Genomic DNA, 24,011 nt, shown 5'->3' on the forward strand with positions numbered 1-24,011 from the left:
GGCATGGACGCACTGGCACTCCCCCTCGTCGCTATCGCCTGCGTGCTCGTGGGCGCTCTGGCGGGGTTCGCCGTGGGCACGGCCCGTGCCGCGGCGCGCGGGATCGGCGAGCGTGCCCAGCTGACCGCCCGTCTTGCCGCAACCGATGCCGCGCGGGCGGGCGTGCAGGCGCAGCTGGACCACCAGCAGCTGCTGTACCGCGAACTGGCGGGGCAGACCAGGGCGGAGCAGGCCGCGCGCGAGGAGCGCGAACGGCGGGAGCAGACCGTGCTGCGCGCCCTCGAGCCGGTGCGCGAGACCCTCGGCACGATGCAGCGGAAGGTCGAAGAGCTCGAACGCGACCGCGGCAGTCAGTTCGCGACGCTCAGCGAGCAGCTGCGGCGCGCCCATGAGGCCGACGAGTCGCTCCGGGCGACGACCGAATCGCTCGCGTCGGCTCTGCGCTCGGGCAGCACGCGCGGGGTGTGGGGTGAGACCCAGCTGCGGCGAGTCGTGGAGGCGGCGGGACTGCTCCGCTACGTCGACTTCGACACGCAGGCGACGATCACGACCGATTCCGGCGGCACGGCCCGACCCGACCTGGTCGTGCGCCTTCCCGGCGGCAAAGCGCTCGCCGTCGACGCGAAGGTGCCACTGGACGCCTTCCTCGAAGCCAGCGCCATTCCGCTGACCGCCGACGGCGCGGAGGGTGCGCGGCGCAAGGTCCTGCTCGAGAAGCACGTGCGAGCCGTCCGCGGGCACGTGGAGGCTCTGGCGAAGAAGGCGTATTGGGCGGGGCTGCCCTCGAGCCCCGAGTTCGTCGTGTGCTTCATCCCGAGCGAGTCGCTCCTGGCCGCCGCGCTCGAGGACGACCCCGGCCTGCTGGATTTCGCCTTCTCCAAGCGCGTGGCGCTGGCTTCGCCGGTGAACCTGTGGGCGGTGCTGAAGACGGTGGCGTACACGTGGACGCAGCAGGACGTCACGCAGGAAGCACGAGCGCTGTTCGCCCTGGGCAGCGAACTGTACGAGCGCATCGGCACGCTCGCCGGGCACGCCGACGATCTGCGCCGTGCGATCGAGCGCACCGTCGACAGCTACAACCGGTTCGCCGGGTCGCTGGAGACCCGGGTGCTCGCGAGCGCTCGGCGCTTCCCGGGCATCGACGACACGAAGCTGGATGCGGTGGCCCCGCGGCCGCCCGTCGAAAGGGCCGTCCGGCGGTGGAGCGCGCCGGAACTGGTCACTCCCGCGTCCCCCGACCCTCTGCTGGCGGCAGACCTGGGCCACGTGCGCGAACGCATCGACCTGGAGCGCGTCGAGCTCGACTCGACGGAGTGAGAAGCCGTCCGGGGGTTCAGGCGCCGCCGGGGACGAAGCTCAGCAGTGTGATGACGGCGCCGGAGACCAGGACGAAGGCCCCGACCATCCACCACGCGCTGATCTGCTGACCCTCTTCGCGCCGGACGCGGAAGAGCACGTCGGGGCGGCGTGCAGGGTCGACGGCGTTGGCGATGACGGCCTGTGCGCCGGTCTTCGGCGCGGACGTGCTCGTCTGGGCGGACATCTGGCGTACCCCTCGATGATCGGTTCTGGGAACAGCATCCCCATCGACACCACTGACGATTTTGCCAGACGAACCTGGGAAGCGTTCGTCACGACTCGGTCACGGTGCCGATGCGCTTCGACGGCGCAGTGAGCCCCGGCCCCTCGGCGCAACGAGGCGTCGGGCAGCAATGTCGGTGGTACGTGCGAAGCTCATGTCATGTCCAGAACGTCGGATTACGCACCTATCGACGACAGCGGCGAGCTCGCCCGCATCGTCGATGGGCTGTGCGCGAATCAGGAAGCGGTCGCCGCGCTGGAAGCCGAGGCCGTCCTGCATTTCGCGGCGGGTATGCGCATCGCCCTCGACCGGATGGCAGCGAGGCCGCGGCCGCAGCAGACGCGCGAGATGGAGCTGCGCGCGGTCGCCGCCGAGATCGGCCTGGCGCTCCGGTTGAACGATCGCACCGTGCAGCGACGCATGAACGATGCCCTCGAACTGACGGAGAAGTTCCCCGCCACCGTCGACGGCCTCTCGGCGGGACGGATCACTCTGCGGCACGCGATGGCGATCTGCGACGCCGGGGCCGTTGTGGAGGAGCCCCGCGAGCGCGCGGCGTTCGAAGAGGTCGTGCTCGAGCGAGCGGAGCGAGAGACGGTCGCCCGCACGAAGGCGTTCGCCGTCGCGCTGGCCGAGCGGATGCGGCCGGAGTCCATCACCGCGCGGTTCCAGCGCGCGGTCCAGGCGCGCATGGTCGCGGTCACCGAGATCGACGACGGGATGGCCCAGGTGCGCGCCATCCTCCCCGCCGCGGAGGCGTTCGCGGTGCATGACCGGTTGACCAGGCAGGCCCGAGCGATCCGCGCGATCGCCACGGAGCCGGACGAGGGCACTCCTTCACAGCCGACGGGCGAGGGGGTGAGCGTGCACGACACCCGCACGCTCGACCAGATCCGCGCCGACCTCTTCTGCGACCTGCTGCTGACCGGCCAGCCGGCCATCGATCCGACGAGAGACAGGCTCCCCGGTGGTTTGGGCGCCATTCGCGCCGAGATCCAGGTGACGGTCCCCGCTCTGACGGCGGCCGGACAGGACGACCGGGGCGCCAGTATCGAAGGAAAGGCGCCCATCGACGCCGAAACGGCCCGGCGCCTGATGGCGGGATGTCCGGGGTGGGACCGGATCCTCACGCATCCGGTGACCGGAATGGTTCTCGCCGTCGACCGCTATCGCGCCGGGGCCACGATGGAACGTTTCCTCGCCGCTCGCGACGTCCACTGCCGATTCCCTGGATGTCGCCAGCCCGCGCGGCTCTGCGACCACGACCACAACCTCGATTGGGCACGGGGCGGAACAACCGATGTCTGCAACATGGCGTGCCTGTGCAGACGACATCACACGCTCAAGACCGAGACCGAGTGGGCGGCCGAACAGCTCCCCGACGGATCGATCCGCTGGACCTCACCCCTTCAGCGCGATTACGTGGATGAGCCGACCCCGCGGGTGGTGTTCCTGCGCGACGGCGACCCGCCGCCCTTCTGAGGTCTCAGCCGGTCACAGCCACTTCGAGGTGAGGTGCTCCGAGGTGACGCGCCGCAGCGTGCCGGAGGCGCTGCGCAGCACGACGCTCTCGGTGTAGACCCAGTCACCGTCGCGTCGCACGCCCGCCACCAGCTGGCCGTCGGTGACGCCGGTGGCCACGAAGATCGTGTTCTTGCCCTTGACGAGGTCGTCGGCCTCGTACACGTGGTCGTCGAACGTCAGGCCGGCGTCGATGCCCCTCTGCTTCTCGTCGTCGCTCTGCGGGCGCAGGCGTCCCTGGATGTGGCCGCCGAGCGCCTTGATGGCGCACGCGGTCACGATGCCCTCGGGGCTGCCGCCGATGCCGACGCACATGTCGGTGCGAGCGTTGTGGCGTGCCGCGTTGATGCCGCCGGCGACGTCGCCGTCGCTCATGAGGCGCGTGCCGGCGCCGGCCTCACGGATGTCCCGGATCAGCTGCTCGTGGCGGGGACGGTTCAGCACCGATACGACGATCTCGTCCACGGGCTTGCCGAGCGCGGCGGCCAGGCGGTGGATGTTCTCGCCGATGGGCAGACGGATGTCGACGACGCCGACACCGGCGGGGCCGGTGACCAGCTTGTCCATGTAGAACACGGTCGAGGCATCCAGCATCGTCCCGGCGTCCGAGACCGCGATGACCGACAGGGCGTTCTGGCGGCCGGCGGCGGTCAGCGACGTGCCGTCGATCGGGTCCACGGCCACGTCGCACTGCGGTCCGCGCCCGTTGCCGACCCGCTCGCCGTTGTAGAGCATGGGGGCGGAGTCCTTCTCGCCCTCCCCGATGACGATCGTGCCGTCGAAGTTCACGGTGGAGAAGAACGCCCGCATGGCGTCGACGGCGGCACCGTCGGCGGCCTCCTTGTCGCCTCGTCCGATGAAGGGAACCGCACGGATGGCGGCGGCCTCCGTCGCACGCACCAACTCGAGTGCGAGGTTGCGATCGGGATGCAGGGGGCTCATGTCGGCCGTCAGACTCACCATGTGGTCAGCCTATCCAGCAGGCTGTCACAAACCGGCCGAATCCCGCCGCCCCGCCCGCGAAGGATTCGCGTTTCTTTACAGCGGGGAAGAAGGGTGGGTCCCGGGTGGTCCCACCGGGACTCTCAAGCGCCCAGGGCCCTTCGCTAGAGTGACCGGGAACCCCACTCCACAACCGAGGAGCCCCTATGCCCGTCGCAACGCCCGACCAGTACGCCGAAATGCTCGACCGCGCCAAGGCCGGCGGCTTCGCGTACCCCGCCATCAACGTCTCCAGCTCGCAGACCATCAACGCGGTGCTGCAGGGCCTCACCGAGGCGGGTTCGGACGGCATCCTTCAGGTCACCACGGGCGGTGCCGACTACTTCGCCGGCCACACCGTGAAGGGCCGCGCCACGGGCGCGATCGCGTTCGCGAAGTTCGTCACCGAGGTCGCCAAGAACTACCCGATCACCGTCGCCCTGCACACCGACCACTGCCCCAAGGACGCACTCCCCGGCTTCGTCCTGCCACTGCTGGAGGCCTCCGAGGAGGAGGTCAAGGCCGGCGGCAACCCGATCTTCCAGTCGCACATGTGGGACGGCTCGGCGGTGCCGCTGGATGAGAACATCCAGATCGCGCAGGAGCTGCTCCCCCGCATGAAGGCCATCAACGCGATCCTCGAGATCGAGGTCGGCGTGGTCGGCGGCGAGGAGGACGGCGTCAAGCACGAGGGGTCCAACGAGGCCCTCTACACGACCGTCGCCGACGTGACGAAGGCCGTAGAGGCGCTCGGGCTCGGCGAGAACGGCCGCTACATCTCGGCACTGACCTTCGGCAACGTCCACGGCGTCTACAAGCCGGGCAACGTCAAGCTCCGCCCCGAGCTTCTCGGCGAGATCCAGGAGGGCATCGCGCAGCGCTTCGGCACGGGCCCCAAGCCGCTCGACCTCGTCTTCCACGGCGGCAGCGGCTCCACCGACGAGGAGATCGCCCTGGCGGTGCGCAACGGCGTGGTGAAGATGAACATCGACACCGACACGCAGTACGCCTTCACGCGCTCGATCGCCGGCTACATGTTCAGCAACTACGACGGCGTGCTGAAGGTCGACGGCGAGGTCGGCAACAAGAAGCAGTACGACCCGCGCGCGTGGGGCAAGGTCGCCGAGACGGCGATGGCCGCGCGCGTGGTGGAGGCCACGCAGCAGCTGGGCTCGCACGGCAAGTCGCTCGGCGCGTAAGCGCCCACCTCGGATGCCCCGGCCGATCGGTCGGGGCATCCGTCGTCTCACCCCGGGGCGCGGAAGACGTCGCGGATGCTCGGTGCCCCCTCCGGTACCGACAGCACCTCGATCGGGTCGCCGGCGCGGATGGCACCGACCCGGCGTACGCGCAGGTAGGGGCCCAGGCGGCGCTCCTGCGCGAACCGCCGCACCCACCCCCGCGCCTCCGCCCCGCCCACCCAGCGGGCGAACGTCGAGCACGGCGTGCGCGGCATCGTGACCTCGACCTCCACGGTCTCGCCGATGCGCCACACCTCGCCGATGCGCGCGGCGTTGACGTCGAGGCCGTCCACGCGCAGGTTCTCGCCGAACCATCCGGGCGGCAGCTCGCGGCCCAGCTGCTCCTCCCAGAACCGCGCGTCCTCCTGCGCGTAGGCGTACACCGCCTTGTCGAGCCCGCCATGATGCTTGCGGCTGGCCTGCACGTCGCCGCGCAGTCCGTACCGACCTGCGTGCACCGCGCCGGTCACGGGCCGCTTGTCGATGCCGGTCACGCCGACGAAGCCCGAGTCGGGGCGGAGCTGGTGGACGACGCACACGGCGAGGACGCGAGGCATCCCGCGATGCTATGACATGGCGCGGCTCATCCGCCGGTGGAGAGCCGTTCCACGAATCCGGTGAAGGCCGGGTCTCCCGACAACGGCACCGTCAGCAGCGCCGAGACGACGAGGACCGTGACGACGGCGCCGACCAGCGGGATCCAGAACGCGATGCGCCTGCGCCGCAGGCGCCGCCAGGACAGCAGCGCCGTCACCGCCCAGCCGAGGATGAGCACGGTGCCGGCGATCGGGCCCCACACGCGGGCGGCGTCGAAGTTCGTGAACGACTCCTTCACGCCGAGCAGTTCGAGGTAGTCGTCCGCGAAGGTGGCGAAGCCGAAGAGCCGCGGTGCGGTGGTGAGCACGTTGAACAGTCCGTAGACCAGCAGACCGATCGTGACGATGCGGTCGGCGAGGCGCCAGTTCGTGAGCCGCCCCGCGGGGGCCGACACGGGCGCCGGTGCCGCATGCGGGGCGGGGTGCACGCCCGCGACGAGGGCGTCGGTCGTGTCGGGCCGGGCGATCCGCGCGCGCTGCTCCTCGGGCGTGGCGTACTCGCCGTACTGCGGTGCCGGGCGGGGGTCCGGTTCGCTCACGACCGTCCCCGTCCGCCCAGGGCCCGCGCGTCACGGCGGCCGGCCGCATCCGAGCGCAGTTCCTTCGGCAGCGAGAACATGAGGTCTTCCTCGGCTGTGCGCACCTCTTCGACGTCGCGGTATCCCGCGCCGGCGAGCTCGGCGAGCACTTCGTCCACCAGCACTTCGGGCACGGATGCGCCGCTGGTCACGCCGACCGTCTCGACGCCGTCGAGCCACTCCTGCTGCACCTCGTCGACGTAGTCGACGCGGTAGGCGGCCTTGGCCCCGTGCTCGAGCGCCACCTCCACCAGCCGCACGCTGTTGGAGGAGTTCGCCGAGCCCACGACGATGACGAGGTCTGCGTTCTGGGCGACCTTCTTGATCGCCACCTGCCGGTTCTGCGTGGCGTAGCAGATGTCGTCCGAAGGCGGATCCTGCAGTTGCGGGAAGCGGGCGCGGAGGCGGCGCACCGTCTCCATCGTCTCGTCGACCGACAGCGTCGTCTGCGACAGCCACACGACCTTCGACGGGTCGCGCACCTCCACGGTGTCGGCCTCGTCCGGGGAGTTCACGATCGTGACGTGGTCGGGCGCTTCGCCGGCGGTGCCCTCGACCTCCTCGTGGCCCAGGTGGCCGATCAGGAGGATCTCGTGGTCGTCCCGGGCGAAGCGCACCGCCTCGCGGTGCACTTTGGTCACCAGCGGACACGTCGCGTCGATGGCCTGCAGGCCGCGATCGGCGGCGGCGGAGACCACCGCGGGAGACACCCCGTGGGCACTGAAGACCACGTGCGCCCCGGGCGGGACCTCATCCACCTCTTCGACGAACACGGCGCCCTTGGCTTCGAGCTCGGTGACGACATGGATGTTGTGCACGATCTGCTTGCGCACGTAGACGGGGGATCCGAAGCGCTCCAACGCCTTCTCCACCGCGATCACGGCACGATCCACACCCGCGCAGTATCCACGGGGTGCCGCCAGCAGCACCTTCTTGCGTCCGTCGACCGGGATATCCTGGAGCCGCCCGCGACGCCCCGGGATGCGGGGGACGGGCAGCGATACGACGGGGGTGCTCACCCTCTGAGTCTACGAGTGCACCCCTGGACGACGGCCGAATTCCGTCCCATCCGCGAATACTGCGAGAAGCGATGACCACGTTCCAGCCCGAAACCGTTCCGGGGCAGCCCCCGCCGCCCGATTCCGTGCCGCCGCGGGACTCCACCGTGCACGCTCCGACCTCGGTCGCGCGCCTGAACGACACCATCCGGGGCTTCGTCGACCGCTGGGGCTCGGTGTGGGTCGAGGGCGAGATCACGTCGTGGAACCTCCGCGGGGGCAACATCTTCGGACGGATGAAAGACCTCACCACCGACGCCACGATCTCCTTCCGGGTCTGGTCGAGCACGGCCCAGCGCCTCCCGAAGGATTTCGCCACCGGCGACCACGTCGTGGCGTGCGTGAAGGCCGACTACTTCCCCCGATCGGGCGACTTCAGCTTCGCCGTCTCCGCGATGCGTCACGTGGGCCTGGGCGACCAGCTCGAGCGCCTCGAGCAGTTGCGGACGAAGCTGCGGGCCGAGGGGCTCTTCGACGCCTCGCGCAAGAAGCGCCTGCCGTTCCTCCCCGGACTCATCGGGCTCATCACGGGCGAGAACTCCGACGCCGAGAAGGACGTGCACCGGAACGCCGAGCTGCGCTGGCCGCAGGTGCGCATCCGCACCAAGCACGCCGCCGTGCAGGGCGACCGGTGCGTTCCGGAGACGATCGCGGCGCTGAAGGCGCTGGATGCCGACCCCGAGGTCGCCGTGATCGTGATCGCCCGAGGCGGCGGCGATCCGCAGACACTCCTGGGCTTCAGCGACGAGCGGCTCCTGCGCGCGGTGGCCGCCGCATCCACCCCCGTGGTCAGCGCGATCGGGCACGAGAACGACCACCCCCTGCTCGACGACGTCGCGGATCTGCGCGCGTCGACGCCGACCGACGCGGCCAAGCGCGTCGTGCCGGACGTGAGCGAGCAGCGCGCCCTCGTCGCGCAGCTGCGCGCACGCCTGAGCAGCCGCCTCTCCCAGCGTGTCTCGCATGACATCGCCCAGCTGGAGCAGCTGCGCTCGCGTCCGGTGCTGCGCACCCCCGACGCCCTCTTGACCGGACGAGCGCAGGAGACGTGGATGCTGGTCAACCGCGGCCGCGACATCCTCGATCGCCGGGTGGCCGCCGACGACCGGCGCACCAGGGAGCTGCGCGCCTCGCTGCGGGCACTGTCGCCGCTGGCGACCCTGTCGCGCGGCTACGCCATCGCGCACCTGCGCGACGGGGTCATCGTGCGCGACGCCGCGCAGGCCCCCGCGGGCGCCGACGTGCTCGTGACGGTGGCGCAGGGCTCGTTCGCAGCCCGCTCCGAAGGCCCGGTGCAGGAGTCCGGCGCGGCGGCGACGCAGGGCGGGGACAACTAGGATGGAAGCCATGACCGCGTCGCAATCCGGCTCCGCCGATGTCGCGGCTCTCTCATTCGAGCAGGCCCGCGACGAGCTCGTCCGCGTCGTCGCCGAACTCGAGCAGGGCGCTCCCACTCTTGAGGAATCCCTGACGCTGTGGGAACGCGGCGAAGCCCTCGCGGCGCGCTGCGAGGAGTGGCTGCTGGGGGCCAAGCGCCGGCTCGACGCCGCCCGCGCCGACGCGTCGGAGTCGTGATGGCCCGCGTCGTGGCGGAGCTCGGCCGCCCCGAGACTCCGGATGAGACCGCCGCCCGCAAGGCTGCGTCATCGCAGGCCTACCGATCGAGCAAGACCTTCCGCAATCTGCTGGTCGCCCTCGGGGTGATCCTCGCCGTGGTCGCCGTGGTGATCTTCGGCGTGCCCCGTGGCGAGATCCCCGACCCACCCCCCATCGATGTCACGGCCGAGGCCGCGGCGCTGAGCGAGACGCTGCAGCGCCCCGTGCTCGACCCCGACCTTCCCGACGACTGGCGCGTGAACGCCGCATCGCTGGAGGGCGGCAGCGTCGACGCGTGGACGGTCGTGGCCGTCCCCTCCGGCACCGCCGGCTTCCTCCGCGTGTCGCAGGGCTTCGACGCCGACGAGTCGTGGCCGCTCGAGCTGCTCGCCGGCACCCGCCCCGACGGCACCGTGACGATCGCGGGGATCGTGTGGGAGGAGTACCACGTGTCCGACCCGTCGCGAGCCGGCAACGTGTCGTACGCGCTGGGCACCGAAGCCGGAGCCGACCGCATCCTCGTCTACGGCTCCTCCTCCCCCGAGACCGCCGCCGCGCTCGCCGAGGAGCTCGCGCCTCAGATCACCGAACTGCGAGCGGCCCCGTGACCGCCCCCGCCGCCACGCCCCGCGAGGTGTGGGATGAGATGCGGCACGGCAATGCCCGCTTCGTGGCGGGTGAACCCCGCCACCCCGGCAGGACGTCGAACGCCGCAACGAACTGGCCGGCGGACAACGGCCCCGCGCGGCGCTGTTCGGATGCTCCGACTCGCGCCTGGCGGCGGAGATCATCTTCGACGAGGGACTGGGCGACCTGTTCGTCGTCCGCAACGCCGGCCAGATCATCTCCGACTCGGTCGTGGGGAGCCTGGAGTACGCCGTCGCGGTGCTGGAGGTGCCGCTCATCGTCGTGCTGGCCCATGACGCGTGCGGCGCCGTGGGCGCCGCGATCGAGAGCGTCAAGGCCGACGCCCCGCTGCTGCCGCCGCTCATCTGGCGCCAGATCGCCTCGATCGTGCCGGCCGTGCGGCGCGTGCAGCGCGCCGACCCGACGGCCGCCGACGACGCGATCGACCCGGAACAGGTCGGTCGCGTGCACCTGCGCGACACCGTCACGCAGCTGCTGCACGCATCCGAGCTCATCAGCGAGGCCGTTGCGGCAGGCCGTCTGGCGATCGTCGGCGCCAACTACCGACTCGCCGAGGGCACCGCGGCTCCCGTCGTGATCGTGGGCGACGCGGGCGACCCGCTGCCCTGACATCCAGACCACCCATCGGCAACAGGAGGACGACGACGTGACCGAGACCGAGTACCGCATCGAGCACGACACCATGGGCGAGGTGCGCGTTCCCAAGGACGCGCTGTACGCCGCGCAGACCCAGCGCGCGGTGGAGAACTTCCCCATCTCCGGTGACGCCCTCGATCCGGCGCAGATCGTGGCGCTGGCGCGCATCAAGAAGGCCGCGGCACTGGCGAACAAGGAACTCGGCACCCTCGACGGCGCCGTCGCGGATGCCATCGCGCGCGCCGCCGACCGCATCATCGCGGGCGAGCACGCCGACCAGTTCCCCATCGACGTCTACCAGACCGGCAGCGGCACGTCGTCGAACATGAACATGAACGAGGTGCTCGCCACCCTCGCCACGCGCGACCTCGGCTGGCCCGTCCACCCCAACGACCACGTCAACGCGTCGCAGTCCTCCAACGACGTCTTCCCCACCTCGGTGCACATCGCCGCGACGCAGGCCCTCATCGACGACCTCATCCCCGCGCTGGACCACCTCGCCGTGGCGTTCGAGGAGAAGTCGGAGGCGTGGAAGGACGTCGTGAAGGCCGGCCGTACGCACCTCATGGATGCCACGCCCGTGACCCTGGGCCAGGAGTTCGGCGGTTACGCGCGCCAGATGCGCCTGGGGATCGAGCGCGTCCAGGCCGTCCTCCCCCGCGTCGCGGAGGTCCCCCTCGGCGGCACGGCCGTCGGCACCGGCATCAACACCCCCGCGGGCTTCCCGCAGAAGGTCATCCAGCTCATCGTGGACGAGACGGAGCTGCCGATCACCGAGGCGAAGGACCACTTCGAGGCCCAGGCCAACCGCGACGGGCTGGTCGAGGCATCCGGTGCCCTGCGCACCATCGCGGTGTCGCTGACGAAGATCAACAACGACCTGCGCTGGATGGGCTCTGGGCCGAACACCGGCCTCGCCGAGCTGCACATCCCCGACCTGCAGCCGGGGTCCTCGATCATGCCGGGCAAGGTCAACCCCGTCGTCCCCGAGGCCACCCTCATGGTGTGCGCGCGGGTGATCGGCAACGACGCCACGATCGCGTGGGCCGGCGCATCCGGATCCTTCGAGCTGAACGTGGCCATCCCGGTGATGGGCACGGCACTGCTGGAATCCATCCGCCTGCTCGCCAACACGATGCGCGTGCTGGCGGACAAGACGATCGACGGCCTGGAGGCCAACGTCGAGCGCGCCGCCGCCTACGCGGGCATGTCTCCCTCCATCGTGACCCCACTGAACAAGCTCATCGGATACGAAGCGGCCGCCAAGATCGCCAAGCACTCCGTCGCCAAGGGCATCACGGTGCGCGAGGCCGTCATCGAGCTCGGGTACATCGAGCGCGGTGAGCTCACCGAGGAGGCGCTGGACGCCAAGCTCGACCTGCTGTCCATGACGCACCCGGGGTGAGCCGTGCCCCGCGCGTAGCGGGTTCGGTCCCGGCGCGCGCGATAATCGAACGATGAACCGCCCGCCGAGAACGGTCTCGGCGCGCGCGCGGATCCTGGGGGCCGTCCTCGCCGTCGCGTGCGCCGGGCTCGTCGTGGTGGGCGGCATCACGTTCTGGGTGCAGCAGGACAGCGTCCTGCGTGCCGTCGACGGGCAGTTGCGCACGTTCGCCACGACCGTGGCAGCGGAGCCGATGCCCGACCGCGCGGCCGTCGTCGACGTCGTACGCAGCATCGTCCCCGACCGCACCGACGGCACGATCGCGGTGGCCGACGGTGAAGTGATCGCCGCTGCGCCCAGCGCGACGGGCCTGCACCTCGCCGACGACGAGGAGTTCGTGCGGGTGCTGGCGGAGTCCTCGCCGGCAGCGGTGGAGTACGGGACGGTGCGCGGCGACCACGGCACGCTGCGGTACGTCGCCGTACCGGTAGACGGCGCTGTCATCGCCCACGCCGTGCTGCTGGATGCCCGCATGGAGCTCGTGGTCACCGGCATCCTCACCTACACGGTGACCGGGCTCGGGATGCTGCTGGCCATCGGCGTGGTCGGGTGGTTCGTCATCGGGAGACTGCTCCTGCCGCTGCGCGATCTCCGCGCCACCGCCGACGCCGTCACGATCGGCGACTTCGGCGCGCGCCTCCCCGCCGACGGCAACGACGAGATCTCCGACCTCACGCGCACCGTCAACTCCATGCTCGACCGGATCGAGGTCTCCGTCGACGTGCAGCGCCAGCTGCTGGACGACGTCCGGCACGAGCTGAAGACCCCCATCACGATCGTGCGGGGGCATCTGGAGACGATGGACGTCACCGATCCGGTGGATGTGGCCACCACGCGGGAGATCGGCATGTCGGAGCTGGACCGCATGACCCGTCTCGTCGACGACATCGATCTTCTCGCGGCGGTCGAGGACGGCGCCCTGTCGATGAGCATGATCGACGTCGATGCGCTGACGGCGCGTGTGGGAGAGCTGGTGGCGGTGATCCCCGGCCACACGTGGAGCGTCGAATCCCGCGGCTACGGGCGCGTCGAGGGCGACTACGACCGCCTGCTCCAGGCGTGGCTGCAGCTTGCCGACAACGCCGCGAAGTACACCCCCGAGGGCACGCCGGTGGAGATCGGCAGCTCCGTGGACGACGCCGGTGCGCACCTGTGGGTGCGCGACCACGGCCCCGGCATCCCGCCCGCTTCCCGCCATCGCATCTTCCGCCGCTTCGACCGCGCCGAGGGACGCCGCACCGTCGGCGGCTCGGGGCTGGGACTTGCCATCGTGGACGCGATCGTGAAAGGCCACGACGGCCACTGCACGGTCACGGAGACGCCCGGCGGCGGCGCCACCTTCACCATCCACATCCCGCCCGGACGCGGGCGGGCACCGGCCGACCTGCCGGCGCCCGTGCGCGCCGGTGACGTGGTCCAGCAGCGAGAGGCCTCCGGATGACGCTCATCCTCATCGCCGAAGACGAGAACCGCATCTCGGCCTTCATCAGCCGCGGATTGGAATCCGCCGGCTACCGCACCCGGGTGGTCGAGGACGGCGGCGACGCACTCGAGGCCGCGCTGTCGGGTGAGGTCGACCTGATGCTCCTGGACATCGGGCTTCCCACGATGGACGGCTTCGAGGTGCTGCGCGACCTGCGGGGACAGGGGTCGACCCTTCCCGTCATCATGCTCACCGCCCGCTCCAGCACGCGCGACACGGTGGACGGCCTGGACGCCGGCGCGAACGACTACGTCGCGAAGCCGTTCAAGTTCGACGAGCTGCTCGCCCGCGTGCGTTCCCGCCTGCGGGAGACCGTGCAGACCGGCACGATCGCCGTCGTCCACGGCGACGTGTCGCTGGACGTGCTGACCAGACGGGCGACCGTGGCCGGCCGTGAGATCGACCTCAGCGCGCGCGAGTTCGCCCTGGCGGAGCAGTTCCTCCGCCACCCCGGACAGGTGCTCAGCCGCGAGCAGCTGCTCAGCCGCGTGTGGGGGCTCGACTTCGATCCCGGCTCCAACGTGGTCGACGTGTACGTGCGCTACCTGCGGGGAAAATTCGGGCACGAATGCATCTCGACGGTGCGGGGCGCCGGCTACCGCTGGGAGTGATCCGCCCTCCCGCAAAGAGAGAGCCCCCGGCGCTGGGGGACGCCGGGGGCTATGGGAGGGCCGGAATCGGGGGGAACTCCGGGCGCATCCACCGCGTTACCCGAAAAAACGCGGTGATGCTTCTCCACGACGGACCTGGTCGGGCCCGTTCTTCTCTATTGGGGGGTATCCGCCGCAGGGGCGGTGCGAGGTCTCCCTCGCTGCATCCATCATGGGCCAGATTCGTGAGAGCAGGCGGAACCGGGAGTGAGAGTGCTCTCATCTAAGCCGTGGCGTCTACCTACGACAGCTCGCCGGCCTCCAGCAGATCGGTGACCAGGGCGGCGATCGCCGAGCGCTCCGACCGCGTGAGGGTCACGTGCCCGAACAGCGCGTGCCCCTTGAGCGTCTCGATGACCGACGCGATGCCGTCGTGGCGGCCCACGCGCAGGTTGTCGCGCTGACCGACGTCGTGCGTGAGGACGACCCGGGAGTTCAGGCCGACGCGGCTGAGGACGGTCAGCAGGACATTGCGCTCCAGCGACTGGGCCTCGTCGACGATCACGAACGCGTCGTGCAGCGAGCGTCCGCGGATGTGCGTGAGCGGAAGCACTTCCAGGAGGCCGCGTGCGAGCACCTCCTCCAGGACGTTGGGCGACACGACCGAGCCGAGCGTGTCGAAGACCGCCTGGCCCCACGGATTCATCTTCTCCGCGGCATCCCCCGGCAGATAGCCGAGCTCCTGACCGCCGACGGCGTACAGCGGGCGGAACACGATGATCTTGCGCTGCTGCTGGCGTTCGAGCACCGACTCCAGGCCCGCGCACAGCGCCAGGGCCGACTTCCCGGTGCCCGCCCGGCCGCCGAGGGAGACGATGCCCACCTCGGGGTCCAGCAGCAGGTCGATCGCGATGCGCTGCTCGGCGGAGCGGCCGTGCAGGCCGAACACCTCCCTGTCGCCGCGGACGAGGCGGTAGGCGCCGTCGCCGGTGACCCGCCCGAGCGCCGACCCGCGCTCGGAGTGGATGATGAGGCCCGTGTTCACCGGCAGCCCCACCACGTCGTCGCTGGAGGCGACCTCCGATTCGTAGAGGTCGCTCATGTCGTCGCCGCCGACGTTGAGGTCGGCGATGCCGGTCCACCCCGAATCGACCGCCTGCTCGGCGAGGTACTCCTCCGCGTGCAGGCCGAGTGACGCCGCCTTCACGCGCATGGGGAGGTCTTTGGAGACGACCGTGACCTCGCTGCCGTCCTGGGCGAGATGCATCGCGACGGCCAGGATGCGGGTGTCGTTGTCGCCCAGCCGCATGCCCGAGGGCAGCACGGCGGGGTCGGTGTTGTTCAACTCCACGCGCAGCGTGCCGCCGTCACCGACGGGCACAGGGAAATCCAGCCGCCCGTGCTCGACGCGCAGCCCGTCCAGGTGGCGCAGCGCCTGCCGGGCGAAGTAGCCCAGTTCGGGGTCGTGCCGTTTGCTCTCCAGCTCGGTGACGACCACGACGGGGATCACGACGGAATGCTCGGCGAAGCGGAAGAACGCGCGCGGATCGCTCAGAAGCACCGAGGTGTCGAGCACGTACGTACGGAGATCCTGCTCCGTGGTCTCGTCGGTGAATTCCCGGCTCTGCTGCTGCGGTGCTCGTGCGGTCACAACCCACTCCCCACCCGGGTGCGTCACCCGGCAGTCACGAGTCGACCAGGGTAGCGAGTCGCGATCCGGAAGGCCGACCCGACCGGACTCCGTGCCCGGTGCGATCACCGTACGACCGGCACCCCGACGGGGAGGCCCGCGACACGCCCGCGAGGATGTCGCGCACGTGAATAGTCCGTGTCAGCCGCCGTAGCGGCGGTCGCGATCGGCGAAGTCGCGGATGGCGCGGAGGAAGTCGACCTCACGCAGGTCGGGGCCCAGCGCCTCGACGAAGTAGAACTCGCTGTGTGCGCTCTGCCACAGCAGGAAGTCGCTCAGGCGCTGCTCCCCCGACGTGCGGATCACGAGGTCGGGGTCGGCCTGACCCCCGGTGTACAGGTGCTCGCCGATCTGCTCGGGGGTCAGGCTCGCCGCCAGCTCCTCCAGCGAACCACCCTCGCGGTCGTGCTGGGCGATGATGCTGCGCACGGCGTCCACGATCTCGCTGCGACCGCCGTAGCCGACGGCCAGGTTCACGTGCAGCCCGGTGTGCTCACGGGTGCGCTCCTGCGCGCCGGCGAGCACGCGGGCCAGGTCGGGCGGCAGGAGGTCGGCGCGGCCCACGTGCTGCACGCGCCAGTTCGGCTCGCGGGAGAGCTCGTCGGCGAGCTCGGCGATGATGTCGATCAGGTCGGCGAGCTCGCGCGACTCGCGCTTGCGGAGGTTGTCCGTCGAGAGCAGGTACAGCGACACGACCTCGATGCCCAGGTCGTCGCACCAGCGCAGGAACTCGCGCATCTTCGCCGCGCCCGCCCTGTGGCCGTGGGCGGCCGTCTCGTAGCCCAGCTGCCGCGCCCACCGCCGGTTGCCGTCGATCATCATGGCCACGTGGTGCGGAACGGCCTCGGGGCGCAGCCGTCGGCGCAGGCGGTTGATGTAGAGCCGATACAGCGGTCCTCTGCCCTGGTTGCCGCCGCCTCCGCTCACGCGTCTACGCTACCCCCCGCCCCCGTGTGTTCCCCGTCCGGCATACGGCGACCTTTAGGCTGGGAAGGTGACCCGACGCACGCCCGATCCCGACGTGGAATCCGAGGACGCCCACCTCCCCGAGCTGCCTTTGATCGAGGCGGGGGCCGTCGGCGCACAGAGCGACATCAAGCCCACGTGGCGGGGGTGGATCCATGCCGCGACCTTCCCGATCGCGATCGTGGCCGGCATCGTGCTGATCAGCGTCGCCCAGGGCGCACCGGCGAAGTGGGCCTCGGCGGTGTTCATGGTCACCTCGATGATGCTGTTCGGCAGCTCCGCGCTGTATCACCGCTTCGACTGGAAGCCCCGGACGCTGGCCGTGCTCAAGCGCATCGACCACGCCAACATCATGCTCCTGATCGCGGGCACCTACACGCCGCTGGCGGTGCTGGCCCTGCCCACGCAGAAGACCGTCATCCTGCTGTCGGTCGTCTGGGGTGGGGCCATCGTGGGGATCCTCTTCCGGGTGTTCTGGCTGCACGCTCCGCGCTGGCTGTACGTCGCGCTGTATCTGGCCCTGGGATGGGCGGCGGTGATGTACCTGTTCGACCTGTTCGACGCCAACGCGACCATGATGACGCTCGTCCTCATCGGCGGACTGCTGTACACCGCGGGTGCGGTCGTCTACGCGCTGAAGCGGCCCAATCCGTGGCCCGGGCACTTCGGCTTCCACGAGATCTTCCACGTGTGCACCGTCCTGGCGTTCCTGTGCCACTGGGCGGCGAGCCTGCTCATCGCGCTGCATCCGGCCTACCACGCCGGCTGACGACGCTACCGCCGCGCGGGATCGTCGCCGGGGTCGATGTCCTCATCGTCGGTGTCGGTGGCGCGCGTGGACGCACGTGCCTGCTCCTCGGCGTCCAGTTCGGCTCGCACGTCCTCGCGGTAGCCGCTGCGGCGGATGCGGCGGAGCATGTCGATCACGAGCAGCACGACGGCCAGCGTGAGCACGGCGATCACGACGAACCCCCACGGACCGGGGGTGACGAGCTCGGCCGGCGGCGCCTGGGGCGTAGGCGACGGAGTGGCGGCGGCGGCCATGAGCAGGTCGTACATTGGTCCTCGTTCCGCGCCGGAGCGCATAGCCTGGAAAGACCAGCCTAGAACGACCCGAGGAACGATGACCACGCAGCAGCTGCTCGATGAGCGATACGGCCGGCGGCGATCTCGCACCCGGCGCGTGGTCGGCTGGGTGATCGTCGGGGTCATCGCCTCGGCGCTGGTGGTCGCCCTCGGGTGGAGCACCGTGGCCCGCACGCTCAACGCCGTCGACGTGGTCGGGACCGGTTACGACGTCGCGGACGAGCGCACCGTCACGGTGGTGTTCCAGATCACCGCTCCCCCCGGCGCCCCGGTGGCGTGCGCCCTGGAGGCGCAGGACGAGGAGCACGGCGTCGTGGGGTGGCGCATCGTGGAGTATCCCGCCGCCGACGCGCATGAACGCGCGTTCACCGAGACGATCCCCACCCTCGCGCTGGCCACGACCGGTTTGGTTAACAGCTGCTGGGTCCCGTAGCATATCCGGATACGACGCCCCGGCCTGAGCCGGGGCGTTTCGATATCCCGGGCCCGGTTCGCACCGGGCCACCCGAACGAAGGAGAGCGACGTGTCCAGCGACGCACAGGTGACGTTCCTCACCCAGGAGGCTTACGATCGGCTCGCCGCCGAGCTCGAGCACCTCTCCACCACGGGGCGCGAGGAGATCGCCAAGCGCATCGAGTCCGCCCGCGAAGAGGGCGACCTCAAGGAGAACGGCGGCTACCACGCCGCCAAGGACGAGCAGGGCAAGCAGGAGGCGCGCATCCGCACCCTCCAGCACCTGCTGAAGAACGCCAGGGTCGGGGTGGCTCCCGAGAGCACGGGCGTGGTCGAGTCCGGCACCGTCGTGACGGCCCTCGTGGCCGGCGGGGAAGAGGTCTTCCTCCTCGGAAATCGCGAGATCGCCGTCGACTCCGAACTCGACGTGTACAGCGAGGCCTCCCCCCTGGGCGCCGCGATCATGGGCATGCGCGAGGGCGACAAGGGCTCCTACACGGCGCCGAACGGCCGGGAGATCCCGGTCGAGGTCGTCAAGGTGGAGACGTACTCGGGTCAGTGACCGCGCCCGGCCGGTGAGGGGTCAGTCGGCGACGATCGTCGACTCGAACCCCGCGGCCTCCAATGTCGCGATCACCACGGCCTGGTGGTCGGCGCCGCGCGTCTCGACGCTCAGCTGCAGGATCACCTCGCTGATCTGAAGGCCCTGCCCGTGCCGGGTGTGCAGCACCTCGATGACGTTCGCCCCCGCCTCGGCGAGGAGCTCCGCCACGCGCGCGAGCTGGCCGGGGCGATCGGGCAGTGGGATGCGCAGCGTCATGTAGCGCCCGGAGGCGGCCAGGCCGTGCGCCACGACGCGCTGCAGCAGCAGCGGGTCGATGTTGCCGCCCGACAGCACCGTCACCGTGGGGCCGATGGCGGCGACCTTGCCCGCGAGGATGGCGGCCACCCCGGCCGCACCGGCGGGCTCGACCACCTGCTTGGCACGCTCCAGCAGCACCAGCAGGGCGCGCGCGATGTCGTCCTCGGTGACGGTGACGACCTCGTCGACGTACTCCTGGACCAGCGCGAACGTCAGATCACCCGGGCGGGCCACCGCGATGCCGTCGGCGATCGTGGGACGCGTCTGCACCACGAGCGGACGACCGGCCTGGAGGGAGGACGGATAGGCCGCGGAGTTCTCCGCCTGCACGCCGACGACGCGGACCGTGCGCCCCACCGCCGCCGCGCGCAGCTTGACCGCTGCCGCGACGCCGGCGGCCAGGCCCCCGCCGCCGATCCCGACCACGACGGTGGCCAGGTCGGGCAGTTCCTCGAACAGCTCCAGGCCGAGGGTCCCCTGCCCCAGCACGATGTCGGGGTGGTCGAAGGGGTGGATCAGCACGGCCCCCGTGCGCTCGGCGTACTCGGCGGCCAGGCGCAGCGGCGTCTCCACGGTGGCGCCTTCGAGGATGACCTCCGCGCCGTAGCCCCGCGTGGCCAGCAGCTTGGGAACGGGCACGCCCAGGGGCATGAAGATCGTGGCGGGGATGCCGAGCTGCTGTGCCGCCAGCGCCACGCCCTGGGCGTGGTTCCCCGCCGACGCGGCCACGACGCCGCGGGCGCGCTCCTCGGCCGTCAGACGCGACAGGCGATACGTGGCGCCGCGGATCTTGAACGACCCGGTGCGCTGCAGGTTCTCCAGCTTCAGATGCACCGGCACCCCCAGCACCTCGCTCAGGTGCTGGGACTCATCCAGCGGCGTGCGCGCGATGATGCCGTCGAGGACGGCCGCGGCATCCTCGAACCCGGCCAGGGTGGGAGCGGTCACGGCGGGAGATGCGGATACGGTCATGCGGTGTTCCCTCGTCGGCGCGGCACGGTACTCCAGATGAGGTCGGCGGCGGCCGGTGGCTGCCCGCTCTCCCACGATCGTCTGCTCAGGTACACGGCCACGACGTTGACGAACGCGGCCAGGGGCACGGCGAACAGGGCTCCGGGGATGCCGCCGACCATCGCGCCGCCGGCGACGACGAGCACGACGGCGAGCGGGTGGACCTTGACCGCCGAGCCCATCAGCAGCGGCTGCAGGACGTGACTCTCGAGCTGCTGGACCCCCAGCACCACGACGAGCATCCAGAAGGCGATCCACGGCCCGTTGTACACGAGCGCGACGAAGACGGCGACAGCCCCCGTGACGACCGCGCCGACGAAGGGCACGAAGGCGCCGAGGAACACCAGGACGCCGATGGGGATGGCCAGCGGCACGCCCAGGAAGAACGCGCCCAGGCCGATGCCCACGGCGTCGATCGAGGCCACGAGGAGCTGCGTGCGGGCGTAGTTCACGATGGTGACCCAGCCGGCGCGTCCGGCGCCGTCCACCGCCGGTCGCGCCTTCCGCGGGAACAGGCGCGTCGTCCAGCGCCAGATCCCGCCCCCGTCGGCGAGGAGGCAGAGCAGGATGAACAGGGTCAGCAGGATCCCCGTCACGACGTGGCCGACGGTGGTGCCGATGGCCAGCGCACCCGACCACAGCAGCTCCGCCTGCTCCTCCAGGAAGGCGAAGGCCTGGTTCAGGCCGTCGTCGATCTGCGTCGCGGTCAGATGCAGCGGACCGTCGATCAAGTACTGCCGCAGCTGCGCGGTGGCCTCCACGGTGCGGTCGCGCACGTCGCCCCATTGCCGCGTGATCTGCCACACGGCCAGCCACAGCAGGCCGGTCACGATCGCGAGGGTCGAGATCACCGACACGACGATCGCGAGCCACCGCGGCCACCGATGCCGCAGCATCCACGAGAACGCCGGCGACAGCAGCGCCGACACCAGGATCGCGATGAGCAGCGGGATGATGAGCAGCTTCAGCTGGATGACGAGCCAGATCGTCACGCCGGCCGCGGCTGCCAGGACGAGCAGTCGCCACGCGTAGGCGGTGGCGACCCGGAGTCCGCGCGGGACGGGATCCTCGGTCGCGGCAGGTGGCGCGGGCTCGACGGGGCGCCGGAAGGCACCGAAGAACGAACCGCGTGCGTCGGGTCCGGAGCCGGTCATCACGCCAGTCTAGGCGTCGCGCGCGGCCCGGGTGATGTCCGCTGCGCTGGCTAGGCTGGGCCGGATGAGACCCACCTTGAGCGCTGCCGAAGCGCGCCGTATCGCGCTTTCCGCGCAGGGTTTCGGGCGCCTCGCAGCCGGTGCGCCCGGCGCCCGCGCGCTCTCGGCAGCGGTGCGGCGGATGGGCACGCTGCAGATCGATTCGGTGAACGTGTTCGCCCGTTCCCACTACATGCCGCTGTTCTCACGCCTGGGCGCGTACGACACGCGCGCGCTGGACCGGCTCCTGTTCGCCCGCCGCGCCCCGTACGTGGAGTACTGGGCGCATGTCGCCTCGTTCATCCCGGCCGCGGACTGGGCGCTGTTCGACTTCCGCATGCGCGATCTCCGCGACAAGTACGCCTCGGCCCCCGACTCCTGGGTGCGCTCGCACGCCGGCACGGTCGCGTGGGTGCGTGCCGAGCTCGCCGCCCGAGGGCCGCTGCGCCCAGCCGAGCTCGAGGGCGGGCTCGCGCGCGACCGGGCGGGCTCGTGGTGGGAGTGGAGCGACGTCAAGCATGCGCTGGAGTACCTCTGGCTCTTCGGCGACGTCGCGATCGCCGGGCGCCGCGGCTTCGAACGCCGCTACGCGCTGGCCGAGCACGTGATCCCGGCGGACGTGCTCGCAGCTCCCGTACCCCGCGACGAAGCCGTGCGCGAGCTCGTGCGGCGGGCCGCACGGGCGTACGGCGTCGCGACGGCGGGCGACCTGGCGGACTACTGGCGCATCCGCGATCGCCGTGCCGTCCTCGACGCCGTGCGCGACCTCGTCGACGCCGGCGAGCTCGGTCCGGTGACCGTGCAGGGATGGACCTCGGCCGGCAGGCCCGCGCAGGCCTGGATGCACCGGGAGGCGGTCGTGCCGCGACGTGTCGACGCGGCCGCGGTGCTCACGCCCTTCGATCCGCTGGTGTGGTTCCGTGAGCGCGCCGAGCGGCTCTTCGGATTCAGCTACCGCATCGAGATCTACACACCCGCGCCCCGTCGCCGCTACGGGTACTACTCCCTCCCGGTGCTGGTCGGCGACGATGTCGTGGGACGTGTCGACCTCAAGGCCGACCGCTCGCGCCGCACGCTGCTCGTCCAGTCGGCATGGTGGGAGCCCGGCCGCCCCGCCGACGCCCCCGAGCGCCTCGCGGAGGTGCTCGAGGCGGCCGGCCGGTGGCAGGGGCTGGAGGAGGTGTCGGTCTCGCGCTGGGGAGACGCGGTGGACGACCTCGCCGCGGCCCTCCCCCGGGCGCGTCGGCACGACCGCGCCGACGCCGAGACCGTCGCCCTGGCCCCCGAGGAGCCGGGATGAGGCGCCGCACCGCGGTGGCCGGAGTCGTCGCCACGCTGGCCCTTCTCATCTCCGCCGGAACGGTGGCGTGGGTGGTGACGCGCCCCTCCGGCCCGGAGGACACTGCACGCGCCTACCTGGAGGCGCTGGAAACGGGCGATGCCGACGCCCTGGCCGGCCTGATCGTGTCGGAGGACGCAGAGCCTGCCGACGCATTCGCCGCCGCTTCGTCCTACCCCCAGCGGCCCCGTATCGACCAGCTCACCGAAACCGGATCGGGCGCCGCCGTGCAGGCCACGGCCGCCTTCGACGGCGCCGAGCGGGAGATCTCCTTCGGCCTGCGGCTCATCGACGGGCGGTGGCGCGTGGCGGGCGACTTCCTCGCCACCGTGGAAGTCGGCACCACCGTCGGTGACGCGGTCCTGGTGGGCGACGTGCTCCTCCCGGCCGGGCCGGTCCTGCTCCTGCCCGCCGTGTACGAGTTCTCCGCCGCTCCGCGCGGTCTCGTCGACGGCTCCGTCACCGCCGCGGTGTCCACCGACCGCCCGACCGACGTGCAGCTGGAGGCCTCGCTGTCACCGGAGGCCACCGCGCGCCTGCAGGAACAGGTCGACGCCTATGCGCGGGAGTGCACGGCGGGCGGCACCGCCGTGCCGGAGGCGTGCGGCCTGCGCATCCCGTGGGCGGCCGACCTGGCCTCGGCATCCGCGTTCGCGTACCGCGTCGAACGCCTCCCCACCCTCGCCCTGTCCCCCGATGTGCGCACCTTCGTCGCATCCGGAGGGGTGGTCGTGGCAACGGTCACGGGAGTGGACCGCGCGGGTGCGCAGACCTCGTTCACCTACCGCGACGACGCGTGGACGCTGCGGGGCGACGTCGTCGTGACCGGCGAGGACATCGTCCTCGCCGTGCGCTGACGTTGCGTCAGAACTGGACGCGCGGCGGCTCCGAGATGGCAGCGCCGTCGACGACCTCGAAGAACTCGCGCTCGGTGAAGCCGAGATTGCGCGCGAACAGATTGTTCGGGAACACCTTGATCTTGGTGTTCAGCTCACGCACTCCGCCGTTGTAGAAGCGCCGCGAGGCCTGGATCTTGTCCTCGGTGTCGACGACCGCCTGCTGCAGCTGCAGGAAGTTCTGGCTCGCCTGCAGCTGGGGGTACGCCTCCGCGACGGCGAAGATCGACTTCAGCGCCTGCTGCATGTGCCCTTCGGCGACGCCCGCTTCGGCCGGTCCGCCCGCTGTCAGGGTCTCCGCGCGTGCACGAGTGACGTTCTCGAAGACCGCCTTCTCGTGTCCGGCGTAGCCCTTGACGGTCTCGATGAGGTTGGGGAGCAGGTCGGCGCGGCGTTTGAGCTGCACCGTGATGTCGCTCCATGCCTCGTCGACGCGGACATTCAGCTGCACGAGCGAGTTGTACGTCGCCCACAGGTAGATGCCGGCGATCACGATGATCGCGACCACGATCAGGACAGGGATCAGAACTTCCCACATGTCCGAGTCTCCGTTCGATGAG

Annotated in this window: 25 protein-coding genes and 1 pseudogene; 15 read left to right on the forward strand and 11 right to left on the reverse strand. The window is 70.9% G+C overall.

The genetic code is table 11. The features are described 5' to 3' along the window. Positions 1-3 precede the first annotated feature (3 nt). On the forward strand, positions 4-1,317 hold the full coding sequence (locus F6J85_RS11325) for a DNA recombination protein RmuC (RefSeq protein ID WP_191906590.1): 1,314 nt from the start codon (positions 4-6) through the stop codon (positions 1,315-1,317). A 16-nt stretch (positions 1,318-1,333) separates the two neighbouring features. On the opposite strand, the gene F6J85_RS11330 is transcribed toward F6J85_RS11325, so the two are convergent. Next, complete coding sequence (locus tag F6J85_RS11330; RefSeq protein WP_135067702.1) at positions 1,334-1,543, reverse strand: UDP-N-acetylmuramyl pentapeptide phosphotransferase; 210 nt, start codon at positions 1,541-1,543, stop codon at positions 1,334-1,336. Positions 1,544-1,741: 198 nt separating this feature from the next. Between F6J85_RS11330 and F6J85_RS11335 the strand changes: the two genes are divergently transcribed. Beyond that, a complete protein-coding gene (locus F6J85_RS11335; RefSeq protein ID WP_150925090.1) occupies positions 1,742-3,064 on the forward strand; it encodes an HNH endonuclease signature motif containing protein in 1,323 nt (440 codons plus the stop codon). Between the two features lie 12 nt (positions 3,065-3,076). Here the strand turns inward: F6J85_RS11335 and glpX are convergent, their stop codons facing one another. After that, entirely contained in the window at positions 3,077-4,066 is a 990-nt protein-coding gene (gene glpX / locus F6J85_RS11340) for a class II fructose-bisphosphatase (protein WP_150921928.1), read from the reverse strand. 185 nt (positions 4,067-4,251) lie between these two features. Between glpX and fbaA the strand changes: the two genes are divergently transcribed. Continuing rightward, entirely contained in the window at positions 4,252-5,283 is a 1,032-nt protein-coding gene (gene fbaA / locus F6J85_RS11345; RefSeq protein ID WP_150925092.1) for a class II fructose-bisphosphate aldolase, read from the forward strand. Between the two features lie 47 nt (positions 5,284-5,330). Here fbaA and F6J85_RS11350 read toward each other — a convergent pair whose 3' ends face one another. From F6J85_RS11350 to F6J85_RS11360, 3 genes are read right to left on the reverse strand one after another with little or no spacing between them, the layout of a single operon-like run. Continuing rightward, positions 5,331-5,882 (reverse strand): MOSC domain-containing protein, encoded by a 552-nt coding sequence (locus tag F6J85_RS11350; protein WP_150921078.1) that lies wholly within the window; start codon positions 5,880-5,882, stop codon positions 5,331-5,333. Between the two features lie 26 nt (positions 5,883-5,908). Beyond that, positions 5,909-6,460, reverse strand: a complete 552-nt coding sequence (locus F6J85_RS11355; RefSeq protein ID WP_150925095.1) for a DUF6264 family protein — start codon at positions 6,458-6,460, stop codon at positions 5,909-5,911. Further along, positions 6,457-7,518, reverse strand: a complete 1,062-nt coding sequence (locus tag F6J85_RS11360; RefSeq protein WP_191639977.1) for a 4-hydroxy-3-methylbut-2-enyl diphosphate reductase — start codon at positions 7,516-7,518, stop codon at positions 6,457-6,459. The genes F6J85_RS11355 and F6J85_RS11360 overlap by 4 nt, the downstream gene beginning before the upstream one ends. 71 nt (positions 7,519-7,589) lie before the next feature. Here F6J85_RS11360 and xseA point away from each other — a divergent pair, with 71 nt between their 5' ends. The 7 genes and pseudogenes from xseA (at position 7,590) to F6J85_RS11395 (ending at position 13,975) form a co-directional block, all read left to right on the forward strand. Next, positions 7,590-8,894, forward strand: coding sequence for an exodeoxyribonuclease VII large subunit (gene xseA / locus F6J85_RS11365; RefSeq protein ID WP_150921080.1), 1,305 nt, complete (start codon positions 7,590-7,592; stop codon positions 8,892-8,894). A 1-nt stretch (position 8,895) separates the two neighbouring features. Then, on the forward strand, positions 8,896-9,132 hold the full coding sequence (locus F6J85_RS11370) for an exodeoxyribonuclease VII small subunit (RefSeq protein ID WP_150925097.1): 237 nt from the start codon (positions 8,896-8,898) through the stop codon (positions 9,130-9,132). Beyond that, a complete protein-coding gene (locus F6J85_RS11375) occupies positions 9,132-9,761 on the forward strand; it encodes a DUF4245 family protein (protein WP_150925099.1) in 630 nt (209 codons plus the stop codon). Before F6J85_RS11370 ends, F6J85_RS11375 begins: the two co-directional genes overlap by 1 nt. 38 nt (positions 9,762-9,799) lie before the next feature. Further along, positions 9,800-10,410 (forward strand): annotated as a pseudogene (locus tag F6J85_RS11380) (carbonic anhydrase). Positions 10,411-10,447: 37 nt separating this feature from the next. Next, positions 10,448-11,842: a class II fumarate hydratase gene (locus F6J85_RS11385; protein ID WP_150925101.1), complete on the forward strand. Its 1,395-nt coding sequence runs from the start codon at positions 10,448-10,450 to the stop codon at positions 11,840-11,842. Between the two features lie 52 nt (positions 11,843-11,894). Continuing rightward, positions 11,895-13,322 carry a sensor histidine kinase gene (locus F6J85_RS11390; protein WP_150925103.1) on the forward strand — a complete coding sequence of 476 codons (1,428 nt, stop codon included), beginning with the start codon at positions 11,895-11,897 and terminating at the stop codon, positions 13,320-13,322. Then, a complete protein-coding gene (locus tag F6J85_RS11395) occupies positions 13,319-13,975 on the forward strand; it encodes a response regulator transcription factor (protein WP_150920607.1) in 657 nt (218 codons plus the stop codon). Before F6J85_RS11390 ends, F6J85_RS11395 begins: the two co-directional genes overlap by 4 nt. 280 nt (positions 13,976-14,255) lie before the next feature. Here F6J85_RS11395 and F6J85_RS11400 read toward each other — a convergent pair whose 3' ends face one another. Then, complete coding sequence (locus F6J85_RS11400; protein WP_150925105.1) at positions 14,256-15,605, reverse strand: PhoH family protein; 1,350 nt, start codon at positions 15,603-15,605, stop codon at positions 14,256-14,258. Positions 15,606-15,785: 180 nt separating this feature from the next. Continuing rightward, positions 15,786-16,571 (reverse strand): isoprenyl transferase, encoded by a 786-nt coding sequence (locus F6J85_RS11405; protein WP_150925107.1) that lies wholly within the window; start codon positions 16,569-16,571, stop codon positions 15,786-15,788. 67 nt (positions 16,572-16,638) lie between these two features. On the opposite strand from F6J85_RS11405, the gene trhA reads away from it, so the two are divergent. After that, positions 16,639-17,379 carry a PAQR family membrane homeostasis protein TrhA gene (gene trhA / locus F6J85_RS11410; RefSeq protein ID WP_238706936.1) on the forward strand — a complete coding sequence of 247 codons (741 nt, stop codon included), beginning with the start codon at positions 16,639-16,641 and terminating at the stop codon, positions 17,377-17,379. 5 nt (positions 17,380-17,384) lie between these two features. Here trhA and F6J85_RS11415 read toward each other — a convergent pair whose 3' ends face one another. Continuing rightward, a complete protein-coding gene (locus F6J85_RS11415; RefSeq protein ID WP_150920604.1) occupies positions 17,385-17,669 on the reverse strand; it encodes a hypothetical protein in 285 nt (94 codons plus the stop codon). 64 nt (positions 17,670-17,733) lie between these two features. Between F6J85_RS11415 and F6J85_RS11420 the strand changes: the two genes are divergently transcribed. Both F6J85_RS11420 and greA read left to right on the forward strand, forming a co-directional pair. Beyond that, a complete protein-coding gene (locus F6J85_RS11420) occupies positions 17,734-18,129 on the forward strand; it encodes a DUF4307 domain-containing protein (protein ID WP_150925109.1) in 396 nt (131 codons plus the stop codon). Positions 18,130-18,220: 91 nt separating this feature from the next. Further along, positions 18,221-18,712, forward strand: a complete 492-nt coding sequence (gene greA / locus F6J85_RS11425) for a transcription elongation factor GreA (protein ID WP_150925110.1) — start codon at positions 18,221-18,223, stop codon at positions 18,710-18,712. A 21-nt stretch (positions 18,713-18,733) separates the two neighbouring features. Here the strand turns inward: greA and ilvA are convergent, their stop codons facing one another. Together ilvA and F6J85_RS11435 are read right to left on the reverse strand one after the other, a co-directional pair. Further along, a complete protein-coding gene (gene ilvA, locus F6J85_RS11430; RefSeq protein ID WP_150920601.1) occupies positions 18,734-19,984 on the reverse strand; it encodes a threonine ammonia-lyase in 1,251 nt (416 codons plus the stop codon). After that, positions 19,981-21,177 (reverse strand): AI-2E family transporter, encoded by a 1,197-nt coding sequence (locus tag F6J85_RS11435; protein ID WP_150925112.1) that lies wholly within the window; start codon positions 21,175-21,177, stop codon positions 19,981-19,983. Before F6J85_RS11435 ends, ilvA begins: the two co-directional genes overlap by 4 nt. Before the next feature lie 64 nt (positions 21,178-21,241). Between F6J85_RS11435 and F6J85_RS11440 the strand changes: the two genes are divergently transcribed. Next, positions 21,242-22,516 carry a winged helix-turn-helix domain-containing protein gene (locus F6J85_RS11440; RefSeq protein WP_150925114.1) on the forward strand — a complete coding sequence of 425 codons (1,275 nt, stop codon included), beginning with the start codon at positions 21,242-21,244 and terminating at the stop codon, positions 22,514-22,516. Continuing rightward, positions 22,513-23,412: a hypothetical protein gene (locus F6J85_RS11445; protein ID WP_150925116.1), complete on the forward strand. Its 900-nt coding sequence runs from the start codon at positions 22,513-22,515 to the stop codon at positions 23,410-23,412. Before F6J85_RS11440 ends, F6J85_RS11445 begins: the two co-directional genes overlap by 4 nt. Before the next feature lie 7 nt (positions 23,413-23,419). Here F6J85_RS11445 and F6J85_RS11450 read toward each other — a convergent pair whose 3' ends face one another. Beyond that, positions 23,420-23,989: a LemA family protein gene (locus F6J85_RS11450; protein ID WP_150925118.1), complete on the reverse strand. Its 570-nt coding sequence runs from the start codon at positions 23,987-23,989 to the stop codon at positions 23,420-23,422. Between the last annotated feature and the right edge of the window lie 22 nt (positions 23,990-24,011).

This window comes from Microbacterium lushaniae, assembly GCF_008727775.1.
Lineage (GTDB): Bacteria > Actinomycetota > Actinomycetes > Actinomycetales > Microbacteriaceae > Microbacterium > Microbacterium lushaniae.

Excerpts from the sequence above, each read along its gene's own strand:
- F6J85_RS11325 (WP_191906590.1), top strand. The coding sequence starts at position 4 with ATGGACGCACTGGCACTCCCCCTCGTCGCTATCGCCTGCGTGCTCGTG.
- F6J85_RS11330 (WP_135067702.1), bottom strand. The coding sequence starts at position 1,543 with ATGTCCGCCCAGACGAGCACGTCCGCGCCGAAGACCGGCGCACAGGCC.
- F6J85_RS11335 (WP_150925090.1), top strand. The coding sequence starts at position 1,742 with ATGTCCAGAACGTCGGATTACGCACCTATCGACGACAGCGGCGAGCTC.
- glpX (WP_150921928.1), bottom strand. The coding sequence starts at position 4,066 with ATGGTGAGTCTGACGGCCGACATGAGCCCCCTGCATCCCGATCGCAAC.
- fbaA (WP_150925092.1), top strand. The coding sequence starts at position 4,252 with ATGCCCGTCGCAACGCCCGACCAGTACGCCGAAATGCTCGACCGCGCC.
- F6J85_RS11350 (WP_150921078.1), bottom strand. The coding sequence starts at position 5,882 with ATGCCTCGCGTCCTCGCCGTGTGCGTCGTCCACCAGCTCCGCCCCGAC.
- xseA (WP_150921080.1), top strand. The coding sequence starts at position 7,590 with ATGACCACGTTCCAGCCCGAAACCGTTCCGGGGCAGCCCCCGCCGCCC.
- F6J85_RS11370 (WP_150925097.1), top strand. The coding sequence starts at position 8,896 with ATGGAAGCCATGACCGCGTCGCAATCCGGCTCCGCCGATGTCGCGGCT.
- F6J85_RS11375 (WP_150925099.1), top strand. The coding sequence starts at position 9,132 with ATGGCCCGCGTCGTGGCGGAGCTCGGCCGCCCCGAGACTCCGGATGAG.
- F6J85_RS11390 (WP_150925103.1), top strand. The coding sequence starts at position 11,895 with ATGAACCGCCCGCCGAGAACGGTCTCGGCGCGCGCGCGGATCCTGGGG.
- F6J85_RS11395 (WP_150920607.1), top strand. The coding sequence starts at position 13,319 with ATGACGCTCATCCTCATCGCCGAAGACGAGAACCGCATCTCGGCCTTC.
- F6J85_RS11415 (WP_150920604.1), bottom strand. The coding sequence starts at position 17,669 with ATGTACGACCTGCTCATGGCCGCCGCCGCCACTCCGTCGCCTACGCCC.
- F6J85_RS11420 (WP_150925109.1), top strand. The coding sequence starts at position 17,734 with ATGACCACGCAGCAGCTGCTCGATGAGCGATACGGCCGGCGGCGATCT.
- ilvA (WP_150920601.1), bottom strand. The coding sequence starts at position 19,984 with ATGACCGTATCCGCATCTCCCGCCGTGACCGCTCCCACCCTGGCCGGG.
- F6J85_RS11435 (WP_150925112.1), bottom strand. The coding sequence starts at position 21,177 with ATGACCGGCTCCGGACCCGACGCACGCGGTTCGTTCTTCGGTGCCTTC.
- F6J85_RS11440 (WP_150925114.1), top strand. The coding sequence starts at position 21,242 with ATGAGACCCACCTTGAGCGCTGCCGAAGCGCGCCGTATCGCGCTTTCC.
- F6J85_RS11445 (WP_150925116.1), top strand. The coding sequence starts at position 22,513 with ATGAGGCGCCGCACCGCGGTGGCCGGAGTCGTCGCCACGCTGGCCCTT.
- F6J85_RS11450 (WP_150925118.1), bottom strand. The coding sequence starts at position 23,989 with ATGTGGGAAGTTCTGATCCCTGTCCTGATCGTGGTCGCGATCATCGTG.